The organism is Microbacterium sp. Bi98, from assembly GCF_918698045.1.
Lineage (GTDB): Bacteria > Actinomycetota > Actinomycetes > Actinomycetales > Microbacteriaceae > Microbacterium.
Genome location: NZ_CAKKLK010000002.1, coordinates 158,926 through 182,481 on the forward strand (window position 1 = coordinate 158,926; position 23,556 = coordinate 182,481).

20 protein-coding genes are annotated in these 23,556 nt (G+C 67.7%); 4 read left to right on the top strand and 16 right to left on the bottom strand.

The features are described from left to right. Positions 1-9: 9 nt before the first annotated feature. Positions 10-705 carry an alpha/beta hydrolase gene (locus tag LQZ85_RS04555; RefSeq protein WP_230100577.1) on the bottom strand — a complete coding sequence of 232 codons (696 nt, stop codon included), beginning with the start codon at positions 703-705 and terminating at the stop codon, positions 10-12. A 12-nt stretch (positions 706-717) separates the two neighbouring features. Next, entirely contained in the window at positions 718-2,058 is a 1,341-nt protein-coding gene (locus LQZ85_RS04560) for a PrsW family intramembrane metalloprotease (RefSeq protein WP_230100578.1), read from the bottom strand. 88 nt (positions 2,059-2,146) lie between these two features. Between LQZ85_RS04560 and LQZ85_RS04565 the strand changes: the two genes are divergently transcribed. Beyond that, positions 2,147-3,013 (top strand): fumarylacetoacetate hydrolase family protein, encoded by an 867-nt coding sequence (locus LQZ85_RS04565; RefSeq protein ID WP_053095802.1) that lies wholly within the window; start codon positions 2,147-2,149, stop codon positions 3,011-3,013. A gap of 72 nt (positions 3,014-3,085) precedes the next feature. Here LQZ85_RS04565 and LQZ85_RS04570 read toward each other — a convergent pair whose 3' ends face one another. Both LQZ85_RS04570 and LQZ85_RS04575 read right to left on the bottom strand, forming a co-directional pair. Further along, complete coding sequence (locus LQZ85_RS04570) at positions 3,086-4,546, bottom strand: aspartate ammonia-lyase (RefSeq protein WP_053095801.1); 1,461 nt, start codon at positions 4,544-4,546, stop codon at positions 3,086-3,088. Positions 4,547-4,639: 93 nt separating this feature from the next. Beyond that, on the bottom strand, positions 4,640-5,554 hold the full coding sequence (locus LQZ85_RS04575) for a metallophosphoesterase (protein WP_230100579.1): 915 nt from the start codon (positions 5,552-5,554) through the stop codon (positions 4,640-4,642). 80 nt (positions 5,555-5,634) lie between these two features. Between LQZ85_RS04575 and LQZ85_RS04580 the strand changes: the two genes are divergently transcribed. Continuing rightward, entirely contained in the window at positions 5,635-6,201 is a 567-nt protein-coding gene (locus tag LQZ85_RS04580) for a TetR/AcrR family transcriptional regulator (RefSeq protein WP_230100580.1), read from the top strand. Between the two features lie 25 nt (positions 6,202-6,226). On the opposite strand, the gene LQZ85_RS04585 is transcribed toward LQZ85_RS04580, so the two are convergent. Both LQZ85_RS04585 and LQZ85_RS04590 read right to left on the bottom strand, forming a co-directional pair. Next, complete coding sequence (locus tag LQZ85_RS04585; RefSeq protein ID WP_230100581.1) at positions 6,227-6,562, bottom strand: peptidase; 336 nt, start codon at positions 6,560-6,562, stop codon at positions 6,227-6,229. Then, on the bottom strand, positions 6,559-7,938 hold the full coding sequence (locus LQZ85_RS04590) for an inorganic phosphate transporter (RefSeq protein WP_053095797.1): 1,380 nt from the start codon (positions 7,936-7,938) through the stop codon (positions 6,559-6,561). The genes LQZ85_RS04585 and LQZ85_RS04590 overlap by 4 nt, the downstream gene beginning before the upstream one ends. Positions 7,939-8,097: 159 nt before the next feature. Here LQZ85_RS04590 and LQZ85_RS04595 point away from each other — a divergent pair, with 159 nt between their 5' ends. Continuing rightward, positions 8,098-10,197, top strand: a complete 2,100-nt coding sequence (locus LQZ85_RS04595; RefSeq protein WP_230100582.1) for a S9 family peptidase — start codon at positions 8,098-8,100, stop codon at positions 10,195-10,197. 73 nt (positions 10,198-10,270) lie between these two features. Here the strand turns inward: LQZ85_RS04595 and LQZ85_RS04600 are convergent, their stop codons facing one another. The 6 genes from LQZ85_RS04600 to truB all read right to left on the bottom strand — a co-directional run bounded on the left by LQZ85_RS04600 (position 10,271) and on the right by truB (position 16,584). Beyond that, complete coding sequence (locus tag LQZ85_RS04600) at positions 10,271-11,299, bottom strand: ATP-dependent 6-phosphofructokinase (RefSeq protein WP_053095796.1); 1,029 nt, start codon at positions 11,297-11,299, stop codon at positions 10,271-10,273. A 222-nt stretch (positions 11,300-11,521) separates the two neighbouring features. Next, positions 11,522-13,666, bottom strand: a complete 2,145-nt coding sequence (locus LQZ85_RS04605) for a DEAD/DEAH box helicase (RefSeq protein WP_053095795.1) — start codon at positions 13,664-13,666, stop codon at positions 11,522-11,524. Positions 13,667-13,875: 209 nt separating this feature from the next. Next, positions 13,876-14,829, bottom strand: a complete 954-nt coding sequence (locus LQZ85_RS04610) for a bifunctional riboflavin kinase/FAD synthetase (protein WP_230100583.1) — start codon at positions 14,827-14,829, stop codon at positions 13,876-13,878. Next, positions 14,826-15,272, bottom strand: a complete 447-nt coding sequence (locus LQZ85_RS04615; protein ID WP_230100584.1) for a hypothetical protein — start codon at positions 15,270-15,272, stop codon at positions 14,826-14,828. The genes LQZ85_RS04610 and LQZ85_RS04615 overlap by 4 nt, the downstream gene beginning before the upstream one ends. 53 nt (positions 15,273-15,325) lie before the next feature. Next, positions 15,326-15,694 (bottom strand): hypothetical protein, encoded by a 369-nt coding sequence (locus LQZ85_RS04620; protein ID WP_056278448.1) that lies wholly within the window; start codon positions 15,692-15,694, stop codon positions 15,326-15,328. Next, positions 15,691-16,584 (bottom strand): tRNA pseudouridine(55) synthase TruB, encoded by an 894-nt coding sequence (truB, locus tag LQZ85_RS04625; RefSeq protein WP_230100585.1) that lies wholly within the window; start codon positions 16,582-16,584, stop codon positions 15,691-15,693. The genes LQZ85_RS04620 and truB overlap by 4 nt, the downstream gene beginning before the upstream one ends. 104 nt (positions 16,585-16,688) lie before the next feature. On the opposite strand from truB, the gene LQZ85_RS04630 reads away from it, so the two are divergent. Beyond that, positions 16,689-17,588, top strand: coding sequence for an A/G-specific adenine glycosylase (locus LQZ85_RS04630; RefSeq protein WP_230100586.1), 900 nt, complete (start codon positions 16,689-16,691; stop codon positions 17,586-17,588). A 9-nt stretch (positions 17,589-17,597) separates the two neighbouring features. Here LQZ85_RS04630 and LQZ85_RS04635 read toward each other — a convergent pair whose 3' ends face one another. From LQZ85_RS04635 to LQZ85_RS04650, 4 genes are all read right to left on the bottom strand, one after another. Further along, complete coding sequence (locus LQZ85_RS04635; protein WP_230100587.1) at positions 17,598-19,796, bottom strand: helix-turn-helix transcriptional regulator; 2,199 nt, start codon at positions 19,794-19,796, stop codon at positions 17,598-17,600. 64 nt (positions 19,797-19,860) lie between these two features. After that, on the bottom strand, positions 19,861-20,295 hold the full coding sequence (gene rbfA / locus LQZ85_RS04640; RefSeq protein WP_053095788.1) for a 30S ribosome-binding factor RbfA: 435 nt from the start codon (positions 20,293-20,295) through the stop codon (positions 19,861-19,863). Between the two features lie 71 nt (positions 20,296-20,366). Beyond that, positions 20,367-23,174: a translation initiation factor IF-2 gene (gene infB, locus LQZ85_RS04645; RefSeq protein ID WP_230100588.1), complete on the bottom strand. Its 2,808-nt coding sequence runs from the start codon at positions 23,172-23,174 to the stop codon at positions 20,367-20,369. A gap of 95 nt (positions 23,175-23,269) precedes the next feature. Further along, positions 23,270-23,524: a YlxR family protein gene (locus LQZ85_RS04650; RefSeq protein ID WP_072591126.1), complete on the bottom strand. Its 255-nt coding sequence runs from the start codon at positions 23,522-23,524 to the stop codon at positions 23,270-23,272. Between the last annotated feature and the right edge of the window lie 32 nt (positions 23,525-23,556).

Consider the following 23,556-nt stretch of genomic DNA (forward strand, 5'->3'; position numbering starts at 1 on the left):
GCTCGAGCATCATGACGCTTGCTGCTGCTGCGCGTAGGCGATCAGCATCGATGCGAGCTCTTCGGGCCGGCTGAGGGCGACACAGTGACTCCCCTCGATCTCGTCGGCGACGATGCCCAGGCGCTTCCGGGCGAGGTCGCGAAGGAATGCGGGCGGGAAGAACCTGTCCTCCGTGCAGACGACGAACCGAGTGGGAACAGAGTGCCAGGCCGTGAGCGGCCACGGGACGGCCATTGATGCGACCGACGGATGTGCTCTCTCCCGACCGATCGCCTCGTCGGCGAGCGCTCGCGGCACGTCGTGATAGAAGCCGATGTGCGGATCGTCGTTGCCGGTGAGGCCTCCGTCGCGGGCTGCCTGCGCCGCCACGGCATCCTCGAATCCGGTGTTGGACCACCACTCGTCCGGACGCTCCCCCGGGTCGGGAATCATCGCCGCCAGCATCACGAGCACGTCCGCCGCCAATCTCTCAGCGACGATCGGTGCGGTGAATCCCCCGAACGAATGGCCGACCACGACACCGCCCCGTCTCGCGTCTGCCGCGGCCACGACGGCATCCGCGTAGTCGGTGAGAGTGAGGGACTCGTCATCGCCCGGCAGGTCGGGTGCGATCACCTCATGTCCGCGCTCCCGCAGGACGGCGGCGAGCCGATGCCATGACCACCCCGTGTCTCCTGCTCCGTGCACGAGGATGAAGAGGGCCATGATCAGCGGGTCTCAGTAGGCCAGCAGAGCAGCCCGAGTGGCGCGGGTTCGGGCGAGCAGCGCCTGCTCGTCCGCCGGTGCCATAGGGTCGCGCCCCGTTATCGCGCGCTGACGGACGGATGCCAGCATGGTGGCGTCCTTGATGAACTCGCGCATCAGCGGACGCCGATCGCCCCGAAGCTGCGACGCCCATGCCAGGCCGGTCTTGCGCCCGGCGGGAGTCGCGAGCATCGTGACCTCCTCGGGGGTGAACCACCCGGCGGCCGCGTAATCGCCCAGACGGGCCTTCGTGAGGCGAGACTCCTCGCGCCTCAACGCGATGATCCCCACGATGAACCCCACGAACAGCGGCACCTGGAGGACGAAGTAGAGGAGGAAGAAGTTCGCGAAGGACGATCCGTTCCACAGGCCGTGGAGCACCATCGCCCCCAGCATCCCGAGCAGACCGAACCCGAGTGCGGCCCCTGTCGACGCGTGCCGTCGAGCGGCCAGGCCGATGGCGAGACCCGTCAGCGATGTGAACATCGCGTGGGCGAAGGGCGACATGATCGCCCGGAGGATGAACGTCACCGTCAGCTGCTCGCCGCCGCCCTCGATGAGGCTGATCGCGAAGTACTGGATGTTCTCGGTGAACGCGAAGCCGGCACCGACCAGCGCCCCGTAGACGACCCCGTCGACCGGACCGTCGAACGAGCGACGCGCGATGAGGAAGATCAGGAAGACTCCGAAACCCTTCCAGAACTCCTCGACGATCGGCGCCTGGATGACGGCGCCCGCCACTTCTCCCCGGAACCCCAGCAGCGCGGTCAACCCGAGGTCGACGAGGAGCGTGAGTCCCACGGCGGCGATCGCACCCCAGGCGATCGCGAAGAACACCAGCGACTTGGGCTCGGGTTCCCACCGGTCGATCATACGGACGACGAAGAACACGATGGCGAGCGGGACGAGCGCGAGGACGAGGCCAATGATCGATGCGAGCGGACCCAGGAACAGACCGAAGTAGGCGATGAGCCCGAGCATCAGCAGACCGAGGAAGCCGAACAGCGCGAACAGCGCGACGCGTCCGCCTCGGCGTGGCGCCGGCAGGGCGGGAAGACCGGGGGCAGGCGAGGGTGCGGCCGGAGCGGGAGGCGAATACGGGGTCGGCTGCGCGAGGACCGAGGCGTACTGAGGACGCTGGGAGAACTGCGGCGGGGCGTAGTTCGACTGCGCGTACTGCTGCGCCGAATACTGCGGGGGCTGCACAGCATACTGCTGGGGATACGTCGGCGGCTGCTGGGGATACGTCGGCGGCTGTTGCTGCGCGGGCGGCGGCGTGTACGGCGATGGCTGGGACGGTCCTCCGGAACTCATAGCCAAAGCATATGGCGAACAACCAACTTCGCCCGGGTCTGGCGACTTCCTCCAGGCAATCGAGCCGAGCAGCGGATAGCGTAGGAGCATGCGGTTCGCTCATCTGCGTCGTGCCGACTCTCCCGCTGCGCATCTCGCAGTGGTGGAGGGTGCCGATGCCATCCTCGTCTCCGATCTCCTTCCCGACCCCCCTGCGACGCTTCAGCAGCTGATCGAAGGGGGCGAGCAGACGCTCACCGCTCTTCGCTCGGCCCTCGACGGCGATGCCCCGCGGCACCCGCTCGACGGGTGGAGCTTCGCCTCAGCGGTCATCGCTCCCCCGGCGGTCCTCGCGGTCGGCCTCAACTACGCGGCTCACTCGAGCGAGCTCGGTCTAAAGACCGACGCCGCTCCGACCGTGTTCACCCTGTGGCCGAACTCGCTGACAGGCCACGAGCAGACGACGTCGTGGCCGCGTTCGCTGAGCGAGGCTGTGGACTACGAGGCGGAGCTCGGTGTGCTGATCGGCACCCCGGCGAAGGATGTCGCAGAGGCCGACGCGCTCTCGCACGTCTGGGGCTACACCGTCGTGAACGACATCACCGCGCGGAACGTCCAGTTCTCTGAAGCGCAGTGGTCACGGTGCAAGTCGTTCGACGGCTTCACCCCGACCGGTCCCTTCGCCGTCACGGCCGACGAGGTCGCCGACCCGCAGGACCTGCACATCTGGGCGATCGTCGACGGCCAGACCGTCCAGGACGCGAGCACGGATCAGATGGTGCGGTCGGTCGCGAAGCTCATCGCGCATCTCTCGCAGTCCCTGACGCTGCTTCCCGGCACTCTGATCTCCACCGGGAGCCCCGGCGGTGCCGGATACTCTCGAGACCCCCAGATCTTCCTCCGGGATCGTTCGACGGTGACGGTCGGCATCGACGGCATCGGCGAGCTCACCACCCACTGTCGCGTGCTGGACTGATCACCCGCTCACTCTGTGACACACGGAAGGGCCCCGGCGAGATGTCGCCGGGGCCCTTCCGTGTGCTCGGAGTCAGATCTCGATGAGGTCCTCGGACCCGATCACCGGGATCGCGGCCGTGATGGCCTCGAGTCCCGACAGACGCGCGGGCGACAACTGCTTGATGACCTCTTCGCGAGACATCAGTCCGGCTTCGACGACCAGGTCGGCGACGTTCCTGTTCGTCAGCAGCGCGGTCTTGGCCAGCGCGGCCGCGGCGGCGTATCCGATGAACGGCGTGAGTGCTGTGATGACGCCGACCGAAGCGCCGACCATGGCGCCGAGGCGGTCTCGGTTCGCCGTGATGCCGTCGACGCAGTTGACGCGCAGCGTCCACATCGCCTGTCGCATCCAGGTGATGGACTGGAAGATCGAGTGGGCGATCACGGGCTCGAATGCGTTGAGCTGGAGCTGCCCGGCCTCGGCCGCCATCGTCACCGTCATGTCGGCGCCGGCAACCGCGAACGCCACCTGATTGACGACCTCCGGGATCACCGGGTTCACCTTGCCCGGCATGATGCTGGAACCGGCCTGCATCGCCGGCAGGTTGATCTCGCCGAAGCCCGCCTGCGGACCCGACGACAGCAGTCGCAGGTCATTGCAGATCTTCGACAGCTTCATGGCGTTGCGCTTCAGGGTCGACGAGAACGACATGAACGAGCCGGTGTCGCTGGTCGCCTCGACGAGGTCGCCGGCCGTCACCAGGTCGAGTCCGGTGATCTCGCGCAGATGCTTCAGGACAGCGGGTGCGTAGTCGACGTGCGTGGTGATGCCGGTGCCGATGGCGGTCGCACCCATGTTGATCTCGAACATCAGCGAGGCGTTCTCGGTGAGGCGCGTGTGATCGTAGCCGAGGGTCGAAGCGAAGCCGTGGAACTCCTGACCCAGAGTCATGGGCACGGCGTCCTGCAGCTGCGTTCGTCCGACCTTGAGCACATCGTGGAACTCGTGCGACTTGTGCAGGAACGAGATGCGCAGCAGATCGAGCTCTTCGAGCAGCGAGCGGAGTGTCAGAGAGAGACCGATCTTGACCGCCGTCGGGTAGACGTCGTTGGTCGACTGACTGCGGTTCGTGTGATCGATCGGCGAGAGGAACGCGTAGTCGCCCTTCTCGCGTCCGGCGAGCTCGAGGGCGATGTTGGTGATGACCTCGTTGGCGTTCATGTTCGTCGACGTGCCGGCACCGCCCTGGATCACACCGACGGTGAACTGATCGTGGAACTCTCCGTCGATGACACGCTGGGCGGCCCGATCGATCAGGTCCGCACGCTCGGGGTCGAGGACGCCGATCTCGCGGTTCGCTCTGGCGCTGGCCTGCTTGACCATCGCGAGTGCGACGACGAGGTCCGGATAGACCGAGATCGGACGCTTGGTGATCGGGAAGTTCGCGTCGGCGCGGGCGGTGTGGATCCCCCAGTACGCGTCGGCGGGAATCTCCATGCTCCCGAGCGAATCGGTCTCGGTGCGGGTGGGGGCAGGCGCGGCAGAAGCCATGTCACATCCTTGTGGGTAGTGGCGAGTGTGTGGTGCGGGGGATGCATCCAGTCTACGCCTGCGTGCATGCACGGCCAGGGATACGACGGCGGGTCAGCGTTTGCGAGAGAAAGCCTCGAGACGCTCCTCCGGGCTGAGACGGGCCATTCTCTCCAGCCACGCCATCGAGAAGTGATCGCCGGTCGGCGCGTCGGTCACGGGCACCACGGTGTGGGTGATCGTCTCGGGTCGTACATGCACGATCTGGAACGCCTGCGCCGCATCCATGCCGTTCACATCGGCGGCCGGACGAGCGACATTCATCGTGTAGCAGGTCGCCGAGGACACGCTGACAGGCACGCCCGCGAAGGTGCCGTGCGACGAGTAATGCAGGTGGCCGGCGAGGATACCGCGCACGTCCGTGTCACGAATGACCTCCGCGAGTTCGTCCTGGTGCCGCAGCTCGAGTATGTCGAAGAGCGGAAGGTGGCTCGGGAGCGGCGGGTGGTGCATCGCGAGCAGCGTGCCGTGCGGCGCCGGTTGCTTCAGGATCTCCGCCAGCCATGAGAGCTGGCCGGGGTCCAGGTCGCCGTGATGCCATCCGGGCACACTCGTGTCGAGGGCGATCAGGCGCAGACCGTCGAGGTCCCATGCGCCCGTCACGGGCTCCTCCGTCGCGGGCAGGTCGAGCAGCCCCTCGCGCAGCGCCGGCCGCTCGTCGTGGTTGCCGGCAACCCAGACGACGGTCGTCCCCAGCTCCTGCGCCACCGGCTCGACGGCGCGGCGGAGACGGCGATACGCATCCGGCTCCCCCAGGTCGGCCAGGTCGCCGGTGATGACGATCGCCGACGGGTGCGGGTGCACGGCCCTGATCGCCTCAAGGGTGCGAGCGAAGTTCGACTCGACGTCGTATCGTCCGCCGAGCCGCGCTCCACCCGCGAGGAAGTGCGGGTCGCTCACATGGATGATGACGTGCGAGGCGGGATCATGGCGACCGAAGACGAAGCCGCTGTCGGAAGGCGCTGACATGGTCTCAGCCTAGGCCGCGGCGCGACACCGGACGGGCGACGACTCCACGGCAGCTGTAGTAGTCGCGATACAGTGCTCGGATGGCGAAGAACGAGACACGGCGACGGATCATCGCGGATGCAGGGCTGACCGTTCTGGCGACCGATGGCTCTCGCGGTCTCACCCACCGAGCCGTGGACATCGTCGCGGGCGTGCCGGTGGGCACCACCTCGAACTACTTCCGCAGCCGAGAGGCGCTCATCGCGGGCCTCGTCGATCGGATCGGCGAGCGTCTCGCCCCCAGCGACGACGACCTCGCACGGCGGTCATCGGAGGAGCCGAGCAGGGAGCTCTTCGCCGAGTACGTCCGCGACATCGTGCGTCGCCTCACCGATGACCGCGACGTCACACTCGCACTGTTCGAGCTGCGGCTCGAGAGCAGCCGCCGCCCCGATGTCGGCGCCCTTCTCGGCGCGTGGCAGCGAGCGGGGTTCGACGCGGACGTCGCTTTCAACGCGGGAGCGGGTCTTCCGGGCGGTCGCCGAGAGATCGCGCTCTTCCACTATGCGATCGACGGCCTGCTGCTCGATCGGCTCACGACCCCGATCGATCCGGACACCACCACCGACGAGATCATCGACGACCTCGTCGCGGGTCTCCTCCGCTGACGCCCTCCTGGGCAGGACTCCTCGGTCAGTGCCCGACGACGATGATCAGGATGCCTGCCACGACGGCAGCCGCGCAGAGCGCGAAGCATCCGTACGCGCCGAACAGCGCGATCCGTCGCTGCCCCTCGGTGAGCGGACTCTTCTTCGCCGCCTTGGCCGCCTGCTTGGCAGCCCGCTTGAGCTCCTTCTCGGAGATCACGGTGATGGCGTCGGTGAACTCCGCCGGGCTCACGACCGGCGCGTGTCCGCTGCGAACAAGGAGCCGAAGACCGAACGCATAGAACGTCACGACCGCGCAGGCTCCGGTCAGAGCCGCAAGGAACACCTGGACGAATGCACCCCAGTCGATGCCGACACTCACTTCGACTCCTCGCTCTTCGCCGTCTCGGGACTGTCGACCCCGGGGCCGTCGACCCGCGTCGAGGCTCCCGTCTTCGGGGCCTTCTTCGCGGCCTTGGCCGCTGCCTTCGCCTTGGCGTCCGCCTTGGCCTGAGCCTTGACCTTCTCGCGCGCCTCCGCACGAGCCTTGGCCTCGGCCTTGGCCTCGATGATCCGCTGCTGTCGACGCGTGGGCGGGGGCGTGTCGGGGTGCTCGATCGCGAGCCCCGACTCGGCCACATCGCTCATGGCGTTCGCGGAGGTCACTGCATCCTTGCGGGAGCGAAGGAACAGGCCGATGATCACGGCCAGCGCAAGGACCGCGTCGATCGCGATGCCCCAGAGGCCGAGCCAGGTGATGAGCAGGGCCGCGAGGGCACCGACTGCACCTGCAGCCGGAAGTGTGAGGAGCCAGCCGATGGCGATTCGACCGGCGGTCCGCCAGCGGACCGTGGAGCCGCGGCGGCCGAGGCCGGAGCCGATGACCGAGCCCGAAGCGACCTGCGTCGTCGAGAGCGCGAAGCCGAAAGCGCTGGAGGCGAGGATCGTCGCTGCCGTCGAACTCTCGGCCGAGAAGCCCTGCGCGGGCTTGACCTCGGTCAGCCCCTTGCCCAGCGTGCGGATGATGCGCCACCCGCCGAGATAGGTGCCGAGGGCGATCGTCACCGCACAGGCGATGATGACCCAGAGGTACGGATCGGCCTGCTCGCTGCTCTGCCACCCGACAGTGATCAGCGCGAGGGTGATCACGCCCATCGTCTTCTGAGCGTCGTTCGTGCCGTGCGCGAGTGCGACCAGTGACGACGTGAAGATCTGTCCCCAGCGGAAGCCGTCGCGCCCGTCGGGCTTGCCGTCGTAGCGTCGCGTGATCGAGTACGCGAGCTTGGTCGCCGCGAAGGCGATGATGCCGGCCGTCAGCGGGGCGATGAGCGCCGGGAGGATGATCTTCGAGAGCACCATCCCGAAGTCGATGCCGTTGACTCCGACGCCGACCAGGGTGGCTCCGATGAGGCCGCCGAACAGCGCGTGGGACGAGCTCGAGGGCAGACCCAGCAGCCAGGTCAGCATGTTCCAGGTGATCGCGCCGATGAGACCGGCGAAGATCATCGGCAGGAACACGTCGCCTTGGATCGTGTCCTCGCGGATGATCCCGTGCGACACGGTCTTGGAGACCTCCGTCGACAGGAATGCTCCGACGAGGTTGAGGACTGCTGCGAGAAGGACAGCGGTCTTGGGCTTCAGCGCGCCTGTCGCGATGGGCGTGGCCATCGCGTTGGCGGTGTCGTGAAACCCGTTGGTGAAGTCGAAGAAGAGTGCCAGCAGGATAACCAGCACGACGATGAGGGCTGCGGTTTCCACCGTTCGCTTTCGGTCGTTGAGGAAGAAAGGAGAGGTGTCGACGGGATCGACGTGACGAACGAAGAGTTCACCGTGGGTTTTACTTCCGTTAACCGGCCCCGGTAGATCCTCCCACCCTCCCGGGTGCCGGTCAACTTGACCTGGGATAGCGTGGGAGGCGTGACTGATGCCCCGATCGCAGACCGCCGCTCCACCCTTCGCACGCACCACGGTGACACCTTCGATGATCCATACGAATGGCTTCGGGAGAAGGAATCCGGCGAGGTCATCGCACACCTCGAAGCCGAGAACGCGCACACTGAGGCCAAGCTCTCCCATCTGACCGACCTCCGCGAGACTCTGTTCCAGGAGATCAAGGGCCGTGTGCAGGAGACGGATCTGTCCGTGCCCACGCGGCGCGGTGCCTGGTGGTACTACAGCCGCACCGAAGAGGGCGCGCAGTACGGCATCCACTGCCGCACCGCCGCGGCCGAGGACGACTGGACTCCCCCGGTGCTGGAGCCGGGCGTGGCGGTGCCGGGCGAGATCGTGCTGCTCGACGGCAACGTCGAGGCCGAGGGGCACGAGTTCTTCTCCCTCGGAGCGTTCGACACCTCGGACGACGCGACGAAGCTGCTCTGGGCGACGGACTTCGAGGGCGACGAGCTCTACACGGTGCACGTGCGCGACCTCGTGACCGGCGAGACGCTCCCCGACGAGATCCCCGACACGGGTGGCGCGTTCTTCACACCGGATGGCACCGGGATCCTCTACACGACACGCGACGAGGCATGGCGGCCCGACACTCTCTGGCTGCATCGTCTCGGCACTCCCGTCTCGGACGACGTGAAGCTCTTCCACGAGCCCGATGAGAAGTACTGGCTCGGCGCCGGCATCACCCGCAGCCGCAAGTACCTGGTGATCGCCGTCGGATCGAGCATCACCAGCGAGGAGTACCTCGTCGATCTCGCCGGAGATCTCACCGCAGCTCCTCCGATCGTCTGGCCGCGCCGCGAAGGCGTCGAGTACTCGCTCGAGCACGCCGTGGTGGACGGCGAGGACCGCCTCTACATCCTGCACAACGATGAGGCCCTGGACTTCGAGCTCGTCTCCGTGCCCGCCTCCGACCCACAGAGTGAGCGCCGCATCGTCCTCGCGCACGAGCCGGGTCGTCGACTGCTCGGGATGGACGCGTTCCGCGACTTCGCGACGGTGGAGTACCGCAGTGAAGGCCTGGAACGGGTCGGCATCCTGGACTACACGACGGACTCGGTCGACGACATCGCCTTCGACGAGCCCCTGTACTCGGCAGGCGTCAGCGGCAATCCGGAATGGCACTCGCCGTTCCTCCGGCTCGGCTACACGTCGTTCGTGACTCCGGGAACCGTCTACGAGATGGATCTCGCCACCCGCGAGCTGCATCTGCGCAAGCAGGTCGCCGTCCTCGGCGGGTATGACCCCCGGGAGTACGGCCAGAAGCGCGACTGGGCCACGGCGTCTGACGGTACCCGCGTGCCGATCTCCCTCGTGTGGAAGCGATCGTTCGGAGAGCCTGGCGTCGACCCGCGCCCCGTGCATCTCTACGGCTATGGCTCGTACGAGCACTCGATCGACCCCGGCTTCTCGGTCGCGCGGCTCTCGGAACTCGACCGCGGCATCGTCTTCGCCGTCGCTCATGTCCGCGGCGGTGGCGAGATGGGTCGGCAGTGGTACGAGGACGGCAAGCTGCTGAACAAGCGCAACACCTTCACCGACTTCGTCGCGTGCGCCGAGCACCTCGTGGAGCAGGGAGTCACGTCGCCCGAGCGCCTGGTCGCCGAGGGAGGAAGCGCGGGAGGACTCCTCATGGGCGCGGTGACGAACCTCGCTCCCGAGCTGTTCGCCGGCGTGCTCGCGGCAGTGCCGTTCGTCGACGCGCTCACCACGATCCTCGACCCCTCCCTCCCCCTGACGGTGATCGAGTGGGATGAATGGGGCGACCCGCTGCACGGAGCCGAGGTGTACGAGTACATGAAGTCGTACTCGCCGTACGAGAACGTCCGCGACGGCGTGCGCTACCCGCGCATCCTGGCCGTGACCTCGCTCAATGACACACGCGTCCTCTACGTCGAGCCTGCGAAGTGGATCGCTGCCCTGCGCGTCGCCGGTGCGACCGACGCCCTGCTCAAGTGCGAGATGGTCGCCGGTCACGGCGGTGTCAGCGGACGCTACAACTCGTGGAAGGAGCGGGCGTTCGAGCTCGCCTGGATCCTCGACACGGTCGGCCTCGCATCGCGCTGAGCTCTCGAAGAACACAGAGAACGGGCCGATCCGCAGGGATCGGCCCGTTCTCTGTGGTGCACGCGATCGAGACTCAGCCGAAGAGCGCTGCTGCCTCGTCGTAGCGGCTGCGCGGAACGGTGTTCAGCTCGCCCAGAGCCTCGGCGAACGGCACGCGCACGATGTCCGTGCCCTGCATCGCGACCATCTGACCCCATGCCTTGTCGATGATCGCGTCGGCCGCGTGGAGTCCGAGGCGCGTCGCGAGCACGCGGTCGAAGGCTGACGGCGATCCGCCGCGCTGGATGTGGCCGAGGATCGTCGCGCGGGTCTCGATGCCCGTGATGCGCTCGATCGCCGGAGCGAGCTGGTCGCCGATGCCGCCGAGTCGAGGACGGTTGAATGCGTCCAGGCCCTTGTCGCTGTAGGCCTCATCCATACCGAGCAGCTTGAACCCCTCGGAGACGACGACGAGCGGTGCGCGACCGCGATCGTGCGCGCTCGAGACGAGCTCGGTGATGTCGTCGATCGACATGGGCACTTCGGGGATGCAGATGGCGTGAGCGCCCGCTGCCATGCCCGCGTGAAGGGCGATCCAACCGACGTGGCGCCCCATGACCTCGGCGACCATGCAGCGCTGGTGGGAGTCGCCCGTCGTGCGCAGACGATCCATCGCGTCCGTGGCGATGTTGACCGCCGTGTCGAACCCGAACGAGTAGTCCGTGGCGCGCAGGTCGTTGTCGATCGTCTTCGGCACGCCGATGACGTTGATGCCGTCCTTGGCGAGGCGGTCGGCTGCTGCGAGGGTCCCCTCGCCGCCGATCGCGATGATGCCGTCGATCTTGTGTCCGTACAGCGTCTTGGCGATGTTCTCGGCGCCGCCGCGCTCACCCTCGTAGGGGTTCGTGCGACTGGTGCCCAGGATCGTGCCGCCGACCTTCGACAGGCCCTTCACCTCGTGTCTGGTGAGCGGGAAGAAGTCCCCGTCGACCACGCCGCGCCAGCCGTCGCGGATGCCGACGAACTCGAGGTCGTAGGTGGTGGTGCCCTTGAGCACGATGCCGCGGATGACCGCGTTGAGTCCGGGGCAGTCGCCGCCGCTCGTCAGAATGCCGATCTTCATGCTTGCCTCAGACGGGTTCAGGGAAGGGGGAACAGGCGACGTTGCCTGCGATCGACACTAGCGCTCCGGGCGGACCGGGCGCCATTCGAGACGATGAAAACCGAGGATCTTGCCGCCGTTGCGCGACGATTCGCCAGAAATGCGCGATACGCCCGGCCGACATGAGAAATCGGCGCCAAGAAACAGAATTCTTAACGCCGATCTCTGTCGACTCGAGAAGGCTCAGACGACGCCGAGCGTCTCCCGCAGAAGATGCATGAGAGCGCCCAGCTGCACAGGCTCGGCCGCCGCCTCGTCGAGGGCCTCGCCGTCCAGGGCACGGGCCGCGAGGCCCTGCTTCTGATCGATGAGCTCCGCGATCTTGGCGTCGATCGTGTGCGCGGCGATGATCCGCCACGCCGTCACCGGCTCGTCCTGACCGATACGGTGCACGCGGTCGATCGCCTGAGTCTGCTCCGCGGCCGTCCAGGACAGTTCCGCCAGGACCACGTTGGATGCGGCCTGCAGGTTCAGGCCGACACCGGCAGCGGTCAGCGAACACACCGCGATGCCGACCTCGGGGTCGCTGTTGAAGTCGTCGATCGACTGCTGCCGCACGGTCGAGGTCTGGTCGCCGCGGATCGAGACCGAACGGATGCCGGCCGACGCGAAGTGCGCCTCCGCCTGGTCCATCACGTCGATGTGCTTCGCGAAGAACACGACCTTGCCCACCGATCGCTGCAGCTGGGCCGCGTAGTCGGCTGCGAGGTGCGCCTTCGCCTGTCCGATGCGCCGCACCATCGTGAAGACGTTGTCTCCCCCGGTGCCAGCGGCCTTCGACTCCTCGAGCTCGTTCTGGGCGACCAGACGCACGATGTCGTCGTCGATCTCGCCGGGTGCCAGTCCGCGATCCCCTCGCGCCTCGATGATCCGCCGGTAGCGGGCGGCGAGCCGCTCGCCCAATTCCCGCTCGGCCTGACGGATGCCGCGGCCGAACTCGTCGTCCAGCTGCACGGGAAGGTCGGCGATGAGCTTGTCGGGAAGGTCGGCGGCGACGTCCTTCTTCTTGCGCCGCACGATACCCATCGAGATCACGGCTTCGCGAGCCTCGGGGTAGAACGCCTTGTCTGCGGGGGTGAAGCCGGTCGCGTCGAGCTTCTCCATCAACTCCGGCCCGGGCTTCTCACCCGTCGTCCACCCGAGGAAGCGCCAGATCGCGTCGAAGTCCTCGACGTCGTTGATCAGTGGGGTTCCCGTGAGCGCGAGCATCAGCGGGTTGCCGCCGGGGGTGCGCTCGCGAACGCGATTCGCGAGCGACAGCACGTTCTGCGACCGCTGGGAGCTGAGATTCTTGATGAAGTGGGCCTCGTCGACGACCATGCCCCGGAGGCCGATGGATGCGAGCCACGACATGTGGCGATCGAGGATCTCGTAGTTCACGATGAACACATCCGCGAAGGCGTCGATGTCATCACCATCGCCCTGGATCACGGTGGCCCTGCGCTGAGGGGTCCAGCGCTCGACCTCTCGCGCCCAGTTCATCTTGACCACGTTGGGCACGACCACGAGCAGCGGGTAGGCCCCGGCCACGGACGCCGCGAGCACCGACTGCGCCGTCTTGCCCAGACCGGGCTCGTCGGCGAGGAGGAAGCTCCTGTGCCCCTCTCGCACCGCTTCGAGGAAGCGGGACTGATGCACCATGACCTCGAGGCCCTTGGGCGAGAGGTGGTCGTACTCGGGCGCCGGAGGCAGGTCCATACTGGCTGCTCCTCCCCCGGCTCCGGTCTCGAAAGCCTTGTAGAGCGGGCCCATGAGCTCCCAGCCGTCGAGACGTCGACGCGGAGTCGTGGTGGCGCGCGGGGTGAGATCGGGCGCGAGGAACGGGTTCGCCAGCTGACGCGCCTCGACAGAGGGCGGGGTCACCTGCCGCTCGGCGATCGCCGCAGACACCACGGGTGCCTGAACGGGCGCGATGTCGGCGATGATCAGCTCTTCCGGAGCCAGCTCGGCCCCCGACTCGAGCAGCCAGTCGCGTCGCATGCGCTTCGCCACCGGCGAGGTCGCCTGATCGGCTTCGAGAAGCTGGATCAGCGACGTGTCGCGCGCCGCCGTCTTCGCCAGGATCGTGGCGACGCCGTCGAGTCGCTTGAGAAGCTCTGCGCGGGCGGCATCGGCGATGTCGGCATCCGCCTTGACCCTGGCGCGCTCTTCACGCACCAGGAAGGCGATGACCTGGAACTTGACCCGGTTGGTGGGTCCGAGCTTTCCTCGCTGCGACTTCGCCTCGATCTCACGCACCTTGCGGGCGAGGATCGGGATGAGGGGTGCCTCATCGTCGCGACGGGACGTCTTCTTGCGCCGTGTTGCGGCGGTTGCCGTGGTCGGCATGCTCCTCCTGAGCGTGAAGGCCGGAACACCCTGAGGATGCATCGACCGTTCTCGGTGTCCGCGTGTGGCGTGAGCCAGGACCGTACGAACAGTATTTCCGGCGGTCGTCGACGAGCGAAGGACGCGCGAGGATCAGGGACCACCGAGGCCCATTCTATGCCATGCCGCCTGAGCCACGCAGATCAGGACACGCAGAGTTCAGGGCGAGTTCAGCGGTCGTCGCGCGACAGGACGGTCTCGGCATCCGTCACGTCAGCGGCCATCTGGGATTTCAGCTTCTCGATCCCCTCGAACGCGACCATTCCGCGCAGGCGCTCGACGAACTCGACGGTGACGTCGTGACCGTACAGATCGAGATCGGTCTCTCCGATCACGTGCGCCTCGACCTGACGTTCGAGCACGTCGTCGAAGGTGGGGTTGGTGCCGACCGAGATGGCAGCCCGGTGGCGGAGGCCGGTCTCGTGGTCGACGAGCCAGCCTGCGTAGACTCCGTCGGCCGGCACGAACGAGTCGACGGACGCCGAGAGGTTCGCCGTGGGGAAGCCGAGCTCGCGTCCGCGCTTGAGTCCGTGCACCACCTCCCCGCGCACGTCGACGTTGCGGTCGAGCACACGCGCGGCGGCGGTGACATCTCCGGCCATCAGCAGTTCCCTGATCCAGGTGGACGAGACCCGACGGTCGGAGCCGTCGAGGAAGACGTCGTCGACGACCTCTACGGTGAAGCCGTATTTCGGTCCGAGCTGTCGGAGGAGATCGGGGTTGCCCGCTCCGCCGCGGCCGAACCGGAAGTCCTCACCCACGAGAACGGTGGACACGTGCAGGGCACTGGTCAGGATGCCGGCGACGAAGTCCTCCGCGCTGCGCGCTGCGAGCTCCTCGTCGAACGTCAGAACCAGCGTGGCGTCGAGCTCGAGCTCGCTCAGCAGCTCGATCTTCCGCTCGACCGTGACCACGTTCTCCGGGCAGCGGTCGGGCCGCAGCACGGCGAGCGGATTGCGGTCGAACGTGACGGCCACGGCGCGGATCCCCGACTCGGCAGCGATCTCCTTGAGGCGCCCGATCACCGCTCTGTGCCCCGCGTGGACGCCGTCGAACTTGCCGATCGCCACGGCGGAGGGACCGAAACCGGGGGGAACCTCGCTCGGGTCTCGGAAGACGATCATGCGCTCGCCTCGACACGGAGAGCGGACGCGACCGCACGGGCCGGCCTATGCGTGCGCAGCCACCAGATGCCGAAGATCGGCAGCACGAGCGGGATGAACAGATACCCGCGCCCGAACATCGACCAGACCGTGTCGTGCGGAAAAAGCTCGGGGAAGAAGATGCTGAGCGAGCCGACCACGAGGACTCCGGCGAGCTCGAAGACGATCGCCACCCAGGCCACCGCGTACCAGCCGCGTCGATTCGCGAGAACGAGCGCCAACGTCGCCAGGATGTACACGCCGGCAGCGAGTGCCGAGAGCGAATACGCGAGAGGCGCTTCGCCGAACTGGCGGAAGATCTGCACGAAGCTTCGCCCGGTCGCCGCCAGCGCCATCACGGCGTAGACGATCACGAGGACACGACCGATGCCGGTCATGCGGGAGGTGGGAACGGTGGTGCTCATAGCGTCCTCCATTCTAGATCCGGGCGGGAAGCCCCGGATGCCTCGCCGACCGGTCAGGCCATCTGGATGGTCCAGATCACGTGCATGCGCCAGATCATGATCGCGACGGCCAGCGCCGCCACCCCGAGGATCACCGTGCTCCAACGGCTCCTCTCCATCAGCGCCCAGAGCACGGCGCCGATGGGGAGCAGCACCGCGGAGACGAGATAGACCCAGTACTCGAGCAGGTCGCCCGTCGGCGGGTTCCCCACCAGCGGTGCCACGATGGCGACGATCACCTGCACGACGAGGAGCAGCTCGACGAGCGCGAGCGCACCGACGGAGTAGTCGCTCGGACGTCGTCCGGCCAGGCCGAGTGACACGCAGAACAGTCCGGCCAAGATCGCGACCGCCACCTGGGCGATCGTCAGCCAGAGGATCATCGAGCCGCCTCCGGCATGTTCATGGCGCTCTTGAGATCGGCACCGCGCCTCTCGACGACGCCGACCAGGACGCCGTCCTCGTCGATCGCAGCCGCGAGGGAGCCGGTCAGCCGATCCGCCTGGCCGACCAGCCGCTTGCCGTGACGCAGATCTCTCGCTTCCTCTGCCGACACCGGCATCACATCCAGGACCCTCGCGGCCGCAGCGGCCGGAGTCAGCAGCGCTGTCTCGACGACGCCGTCGACCGTCACGGCATCCGCGACGTCGAAGTCGCCGACTCGCGAGCGCCGAAGGGCCGTGAGATGCCCGCCGACCCCGAGCGCTGCCCCCAGATCACGGGCGAGGGAACGGATGTACGTGCCGGAGGAGCAGTCGACGACGACGTCGAGATCCAGGAACCCGTCACCGGAACGCTCCGCCAGAACCTCGAACCGCGACACTGTGACTTCACGAGCGGCCAACACGACCTCTTCGCCGGCCCGCACACGGTCGTACGCACGACGTCCGTCGACCTTGATCGCGGACACCGAGCTCGGGACCTGAGAGATCGCGCCGGTGAGCGCGTCGATCCCCGCCGCGACCCGATTAGGGGTGACCGAGTCCCAGGACCCCGCCGTGGCTCGGGTCAGGATCTCGCCGTCCGCATCGTCCGTGCCCGTCGTCTGTCCCAGTCGGATCGTCGCCTCGTAGGTCTTGTCCGCTCCGACGATGTAAGTGAGCAGTCGCGTCGCGCCCTCGACGCCGATCACGAGCAGACCCGTGGCCATGGGGTCGAGGGTTCCGGCGTGCCCGACCTTGCGAGTGCCGAGCGCACGTCGAGTGCGTGCGACGACGTCATGGCTGGTCAGTCCAGCTGGTTTGTCGACGAGGAGGATGCCGGGCGAGACCATCTCTCAAGCCTACGGTGCGCTCGAACGCCCCTCTGCCCGTCGCGACCCATGTCGACGCCGTCCGCCGCGCTTCGGCGGGATCGGGGTTCGCCTAGGCTGACGAGGTGCCTTCGACTTCGCATCCACCCGCCGAGGTGTCCGAGCCTCTCGCGGACTGGTACCGGGGTGCCGCACGCGACCTGCCGTGGCGGCGCACGGAATTCCGCGAGGATTTCGGCGCGTGGGGAACGCTGGTCAGCGAGTTCATGCTGCAGCAGACGCCCGTGAACCGAGTGATACCGCACCTCGAGGCGTGGCTCGCCCGGTGGCCGACGCCCGCGGCCATGGCCGCCGCTTCACCCGCCGAGGTCGTGCAGCAGTGGGCCAACCTCGGCTACCCGCGCCGCGCACTCTGGCTGCATCGCGCGGCCATCGAGATCTCTGAGCGACACGGCGGCGTCGTCCCCAACGACATCGATGCCCTCCTCAAGCTCTCGGGCATCGGCGACTACACGGCCAGGGCTGTCGCTGTCTTCGCCTACGGCCACCGGCACCCCGTCGTCGACACGAACACTCGACGTGTGATGGCGCGCGCCATCCTCGGCCACGCGCAGCCGGGACCGCCCTCGCGTCGCGACCTGGCGCTGATGGACTCTCTGCTGCCCGCCGATGTCGCAGAGTCCGCCGTGTTCAACGCGGCCGCGATGGAGCTGGGCGCGACGGTGTGCACGGCACGCTCGCCGCGCTGCGACGTCTGCCCGCTGAGCGACACATGCGCGTGGCTGGCCGCAGGGCGACCCGAGACCGGTGACACCCGCAGACGCCAAGCCGCCTTCGAGGGTTCTGACCGTCAGGCGCGAGGAGCCGTGCTGCGGGTGCTGCGAACCGCCGCGCCCACCCCGGTCCTGATCGACTCCGTGCTGGCCGACTGGCCCGATCCGCTTCAGCGCGACCGTGCGATCGACTCGCTCATCGCCGACGGCCTCGCCGAGGCCGATGGCGAACTGCTGTCGCTTCCCCGCTGAGTCCGCCCGTCAGACGAACTGCCCGATGCGGTGAGCGAGCACCGTGAGCTCGACTCGGGTCCTCACCTCGAGCTTCACGAAGACCCGGCCGAGGTGCACCTCCACGGTGCGCACCGATACGTGGAGCGCATCCGCGATGTCGCGGTTAGAAGCTCCGCCGACCGCCAGCATCGCCACCTCGAACTCTCGAGCGGTGAGCATCGACTCCCACACTCGCCGGCACGAGGAGAGCGGGTCACCGCTGGCGGCAGCTCCGTCGGAGGCCTCCACCTGCTCCAGACGCACCGAGACCGCTCTCGCCCATGCCGTCGCACCGGAGACCTCGAGCAGGTTCCGTGCCATCGAGAGGTGCTCCCGTCCGAGACCCACGTCTCCCTTGATCAGCGACCTCGTGCCGATCATCGCCTCGACCCGTCCGCGCGAGAAAGGCGAGGTCAAGGTCCGTGCGGCGGCGACCACGACCGGCCGCGCAAGGCGCCACTCGTCGTCCGAGCAGCTGGTGATCTGCACGCGCAGCCGTTGCGCCAGAGCGATCTCGGGCGGTTCGATCCGCTGCGGGCTCCATGATCCGCCATGCGTGACCACGATCGCCTCCTCCAGCCCCGGCACCGACAGGGTCGGCTGAGGAGCGCCGCGATCCCTCCAGAGCCGCATGCACGCCGCGGCTTCGGCCGAGTGTCCCGACAGGAATGATTCGATCCCCCTGTCCACCAGCTGATCGATGCGCAGAGGGGCCGGGAGGGCGGCGGTGAGAGCCTTGGCGAACGGCCCCAGATGTCCGAGAACCGCGAGATCGAGGCGTCGTGCGATCACGACGCCGAGCCCGGCGAAAGGCAGCGCCACAGGCAGCTCGACGGCCGCACGAAGCATCCGGTCGCGCGCGGCGCCGATGTCTCCACGCCACATCAGGAGCAGCACCTCGGCGACCGCGCGGTACGCCGCGACGAGTGGACTGAGCTCGAAGCCGGCCACGAACGGGTCGACCTCGACGCCGACCGGCGAGTCACCTGCGGCGAGCAGGCTCAGCCCCCGGTCGACGTCCCCGTCGACCGCCGCTTGCAGAGCCCTCAACAGGCCGCCGGTGAGGGGCCCGGCCCCGCGAACGTCGTCCTTCTCGCGGTCGCCGATGACGAGCCAGGCCAGTGCGACGACCGGATCTCGGAGTTCGCGATCGGCTTCGACGCGCGCGCTCGCGTGACGGAGAGCGTCGAGCCACGAGCGCATCGTGCGACGGTCACCGCGTTCGGCGCACAACATCGCCGCGAAGGCAGCAGCTCGCGCCCAGGAGTACCAGTGCTCCGCGTCATCGCGATCCGGCCGGATCACGCTCATGTCGACCTCGGGAACTGACCCGCGCAGATGCGTCTCGGCGACGAGCAGCCCGCCGAGCCCCTGGAGCCGATAGAGCTCGTCGCCACCGGGGAAGAGACTTCCGAGCCGTCGCGCCGCCTCGACCGCGTGCCCGGCCGCGATGGCGGCGACACCGGCGACGAGGTTCGCCTCGTCCTGCTCGACCCCGCTCGAGTGGGCGGCGGCTTCTGCAGCGAGGTGGAAGGCGCGCTCGCTGAGTCCCGCCTCCGAATGCTCCCTGGCTATCCGTGTGAGCTCCCCGGCAGTCACCGGTTCGCCGTGCATCGCAGCTCGAGCGCTGTGCCAGTCGGCGTCCACCTGCTCGCCGCGTTCGTCGAAGAGTCGGTGGAGTCGCAGGTGCACTGCAGCAGCCGCGGAGGAGGGCGTCGTCGCTCGCAACCAGATCGCCAAGCGGGGGTCGGACAGACGGACGCGACCGGCGTGGATGTCGAGGAGCGCTCCGAGAGGGCCTGTGGTGAGCTCCGCGGCAGAACGACCGGCGAAACCGACCAGCGGATCCAGCCTGTCGTCGAGGCGCATCGACACCGCGATGAGCACCTCACGGTCGCTGTCGTCCAGCTCCAGCTGGGCGAAAAGCGTCTCGACCGATGACACCATCGGCAACGGTGAGGGGAGCGCCCTGAGCCCCTGCCGTTGAGCCGCGTCAAGACGAGCTGCGACGGCCAGGATCGTGTGAGGGTCCTCCGACAGCTCGGCCGCGAGTCGCGCCGCGACATGCGGCGCGCAGCTCAGGTCGTGCTCGAGGAGTTCTTCGAGAATCGTCTCGACAGCTGCCGGTGCGACCGAAGCTGTCCCCTGCGCACGCGAAACGTCGATGCTGAACTCCCCAGTCCCCACGGACGACCGCCCGTTAGGCCGAGGTTACCAAGACTGCTCACGCCCTCAGACGAGGGCGCGATATTCAGGCCTGCGTGTCGTCGTCTTCCTGGCGCAGGTACGGGTCTGCGTCACCGGCGTGCGAGGCGGAGGAGGCGAGCTTCGCCACGTCGGCATCGCGCTGCTGCGCCTCGCGAAGAAGCGCGGAGATGTGATCGGCGTTCTCGGGCAGCGCGTCGGGGATGAACTCGAGCGTCGGAACCAGGCGGGTGCTCAGCTGCTTCCCGACCTCGCTGCGGAGCATGCCGGTCGCGGAGGTCAGCGCCGCACCGCTGGAGAGGCGCTCCTCCTCGGTGCCCAGCACCGTGTAGAACACGGAGGCGTGCTGCAGGTCTCCGCTCACGCGGACGTCGGTGATGGTCACGAATCCGAGTCGCGGGTCGCGCAGACCCTTCTCCAGTCGCTCTGCGAGGATCACACGAATGCGATCGGCCAGACGTGCCTGTCGTTCACCAGCCATTGTTCTCTCCCTCTACGTACCCTTCGGGCGAGGGTGCATGACGCACCCTCGCCCGAAGATATCGAACTCGATCAGCTGCGAGGCTTCTCGACCAGCTCAGTGGTCTCGATCTCGTCGCCGATCTGGATGTCGTTGAACTTGCCGAGGCCGATACCGGCCTCGTAGTCCGTGCGAACCTCGGTGACGTCGTCCTTGAAGCGACGCAGCGACTCGATGGCGAGGCCATCGGCGATCACCACACCGTCGCGGATGACGCGAGCCTTGGCGTTTCGCGTGATCGTTCCCGAGCGCACGATGACACCGGCGATGTTGCCGAACTTCGAGGAGCGGAACACCTCGCGGATCTCGGCGACACCCGACTGGACCTCTTCGTACTCCGGCTTGAGCATGCCCTTGAGCGAGCTCTCGATCTCGTCGATCGCGTTGTAGATCACCGAGTAGAACCGGATGTCCACACCTTCACGCTGTGCACGCTCGCGCGCCTTCGTGTCGGGACGGACGTTGAAGCCCACGATGATCGCGTTGTCGATCGTCGCGAGGTTGACGTCGGACTCCGTGATCGCACCGACACCGCGGTGGATGATGCGGAGCTGCACCGAGTCGTCGACCTCGATCTTGAGAAGCGACTCCTCGAGCGCCTCGACGGCACCGGAGACGTCACCCTTGATGATGAGGTTGAGCGACTCGACCTTGCCCTCTTCGAGAGCACGGGTGAAGTCCTCGAGCGAGATGCGCTTGCGGGCCTTGGCCAGCTGCGCGTTGCGCTCGACAGCTTCACGCTTCTCGGCGATCTGACGGGCCATGCGGTCTTCCTCAGTGACGATGAAGACGTCGCCGGCACGTGGCACGGAGTTCAGACCCTGCACCTGCACGGGACGCGACGGGTAGGCCTCGAGGACCTGCTCGCCGTTCTCATCCGCCATCGCACGCACACGGCCGTACGCCGTTCCGGCGACGATCGCGTCACCGACGCGCAGCGTTCCGGACTGGATGAGCACCGTAGCGACCGAACCGCGACCCTTGTCGAGCTTCGCCTCGATGGCGACACCGCGAGCGGCCTTGTTCGGGTTGGCGGTCAGGTCGAGGCCTGCATCGGCAGTGAGCAGCACCGCGTCCAGGAGCTCCTGGATTCCGGTGTTCGCACGGGCCGAGACATCGACGAACATGACGTCTCCGCCATACTCCTCTGCGACCAGGCCGTACTCGGTGAGCTGCTGGCGCACCTTGGCCGGGTTGGCGTCGGGCTTGTCGACCTTGTTCACCGCGACCACGATCGGCACGTTCGCCGCCTGGGCGTGGTTGAGCGCCTCGACCGTCTGCGGCATGATGCCGTCGTCGGCCGCGACCACGAGGATCGCGAGGTCGGTGACCTGCGCTCCACGAGCACGCATGGCCGTGAAGGCCTCGTGACCCGGGGTGTCGATGAAGGTGATGGCACGCTCGATGCCCTCGTGCTCCGTCCACACCTGGTACGCACCGATGTGCTGGGTGATGCCGCCGGCTTCACCCTCGATGACGTTGGTCTGACGGATGGCGTCGAGAAGGCGCGTCTTACCGTGGTCGACGTGGCCCATGACGGTGACCACCGGAGGACGGATCTCGAGGTCGTCCTCGCTCTCCTCCTCGAGCTCCTGCTCGAGGTTGAGACCGAAGCCCTCGAGGAGCTCCTTGTCCTCGTCCTCGGGCGAGACCATCTGGATCTTGTATCCGAGCTCCGCACCCAGGACCTCGAACGTCGCCTCATCCAGCGACTCGGTGGCCGTGGCCATCTCGCCGAGGTTGAAGAGGATCGTCACGAGGGTTCCGGGCTGGACCGTGTAGCCGGTCAGCGTCTCGATCTTGTCGGCGAAGTCCGAGATCGACGCGCCGCGGCGCATACGGATGATCTCCCCGTTACCGCGGGTGACGTTGACGCCACCGACGACCGGGGCGCTCCGCATCTCGAATTCCTGCCGCTTCGCCCGCCGCGACTTGCGCTGCTTGCTCTTGCCGCCGCCCTTGCCGAAGGCACCTGCGGTACCTCCACCGGGACCGCGACCGCGACCTCCACCGCCACCGGGACGACCTGCGAAGCCTCCACCGGGACGAGCGCCGGGACCTGCACCGGGTCCACCGGCACCGCCGGGACGACCGGGTCCACCCGGACGCTGCTGGAACGGTGCGCCACCGGGACGACCGCCCTGACCGCCGCGCGGGGCGCCGGGACGGGGGGAACCGGGGCGAGGTGCACCCGGACGCGGCGCGCCGGGACGCGGAGCCTGCGGACGCGGGATGTTGCCCGGCGTCGGGCGCTGGCCCATCCCCTGCGCGGAGGCGAAGGGGTTGTTGCCGGGTCGCGGTCCGTTGGGCCGCTGACCCATGCCCTGAGCGGACGAGAACGGGTTGTTGCCCGGGCGCGGGGCGCCGGGCTTGGGTGCGCCGCCGTCAGCGGGCTTGGAAGCTGCGCTGTCTGCGGACTGGGGAGCTGCCGGCGTGGCGGCAGCCGGAGCGGCGGCCTCGGCCGGAGCTTCGGGTGCCGGAGCGGCAGCAGACGCCTCGGGCGCGGGCGCGGGCTTGGGCCCGGGCTTCGGTCCGGGTGTCGGTGCACCGGCACCGGGCTTGGCTGCACCGGGCTTGGCAGCACCGGGCTTGGCAGCACCGGGCTTCGCTGCACCGGGCTTGGCGGCACCGGGCTTCGCTGCGGCGGGAGCCGCATCCGCGGAGCCCTTCAGCGAGGCGTCCGACTCGATGGCAGCGCGAAGCTTGCGCGCCACCGGCGGTTCGATGGTCGAAGAGGGGCTCTTGACGAACTCTCCGAGTTCCTTGAGCTTTGCAAGTGCGATCTTGCTGTCGACGCCGAGTTCGGCGGCGATCTCGTGTACGCGTGGTTTACCAGCCACAATTCTCCTGTCTGGGGTCGGTCCACCCAGACAGGGCAGACCACTAGTCGCGGACGGGTCTCATTTCGAGCCGTTCACTTTGTTTCCATAGCCGTTCAGCCTTTGTTTCTTGGTGGGTGCTGTTCGATGATCCGCGTGTCCAGATCGCTGGAGACGCGCAGTGCTCTTCCGAAAGCCCGGCGCCGCAGAGCGGCATCCACGCATTCCGGTGTCGGATGGACCCACGCGCCTCGCCCTGGCAGAACGGCGCGCTCATCGAGGATGAGGATGTCGTTCTGGGACACCACTCTGAGAAGAGCGGCGCGGGGAGCACGCGTGCGACAGCCGACGCACGTTCGTACGGGTTCCATCTTACACCTGTGTTCCCGTCCGACTCGCGCGG

Bases quoted from the DNA above. Each gene is read 5' to 3' on its own strand.
- LQZ85_RS04650 (WP_072591126.1), bottom strand. From the start codon at position 23,524: ATGGAACCCGTACGAACGTGCGTCGGCTGTCGCACGCGTGCTCCCCGC.
- LQZ85_RS04615 (WP_230100584.1), bottom strand. From the start codon at position 15,272: ATGAGCACCACCGTTCCCACCTCCCGCATGACCGGCATCGGTCGTGTC.
- LQZ85_RS04565 (WP_053095802.1), top strand. From the start codon at position 2,147: ATGCGGTTCGCTCATCTGCGTCGTGCCGACTCTCCCGCTGCGCATCTC.
- LQZ85_RS04610 (WP_230100583.1), bottom strand. From the start codon at position 14,829: ATGATCGTCTTCCGAGACCCGAGCGAGGTTCCCCCCGGTTTCGGTCCC.
- LQZ85_RS04575 (WP_230100579.1), bottom strand. From the start codon at position 5,554: ATGTCAGCGCCTTCCGACAGCGGCTTCGTCTTCGGTCGCCATGATCCC.
- LQZ85_RS04570 (WP_053095801.1), bottom strand. From the start codon at position 4,546: ATGGCTTCTGCCGCGCCTGCCCCCACCCGCACCGAGACCGATTCGCTC.
- LQZ85_RS04555 (WP_230100577.1), bottom strand. From the start codon at position 705: ATGGCCCTCTTCATCCTCGTGCACGGAGCAGGAGACACGGGGTGGTCA.
- LQZ85_RS04620 (WP_056278448.1), bottom strand. From the start codon at position 15,694: ATGATCCTCTGGCTGACGATCGCCCAGGTGGCGGTCGCGATCTTGGCC.
- truB (WP_230100585.1), bottom strand. From the start codon at position 16,584: ATGGTCTCGCCCGGCATCCTCCTCGTCGACAAACCAGCTGGACTGACC.
- rbfA (WP_053095788.1), bottom strand. From the start codon at position 20,295: ATGGCTGGTGAACGACAGGCACGTCTGGCCGATCGCATTCGTGTGATC.
- LQZ85_RS04600 (WP_053095796.1), bottom strand. From the start codon at position 11,299: ATGAAGATCGGCATTCTGACGAGCGGCGGCGACTGCCCCGGACTCAAC.
- LQZ85_RS04560 (WP_230100578.1), bottom strand. From the start codon at position 2,058: ATGAGTTCCGGAGGACCGTCCCAGCCATCGCCGTACACGCCGCCGCCC.
- LQZ85_RS04580 (WP_230100580.1), top strand. From the start codon at position 5,635: ATGGCGAAGAACGAGACACGGCGACGGATCATCGCGGATGCAGGGCTG.
- LQZ85_RS04605 (WP_053095795.1), bottom strand. From the start codon at position 13,666: ATGCCGACCACGGCAACCGCCGCAACACGGCGCAAGAAGACGTCCCGT.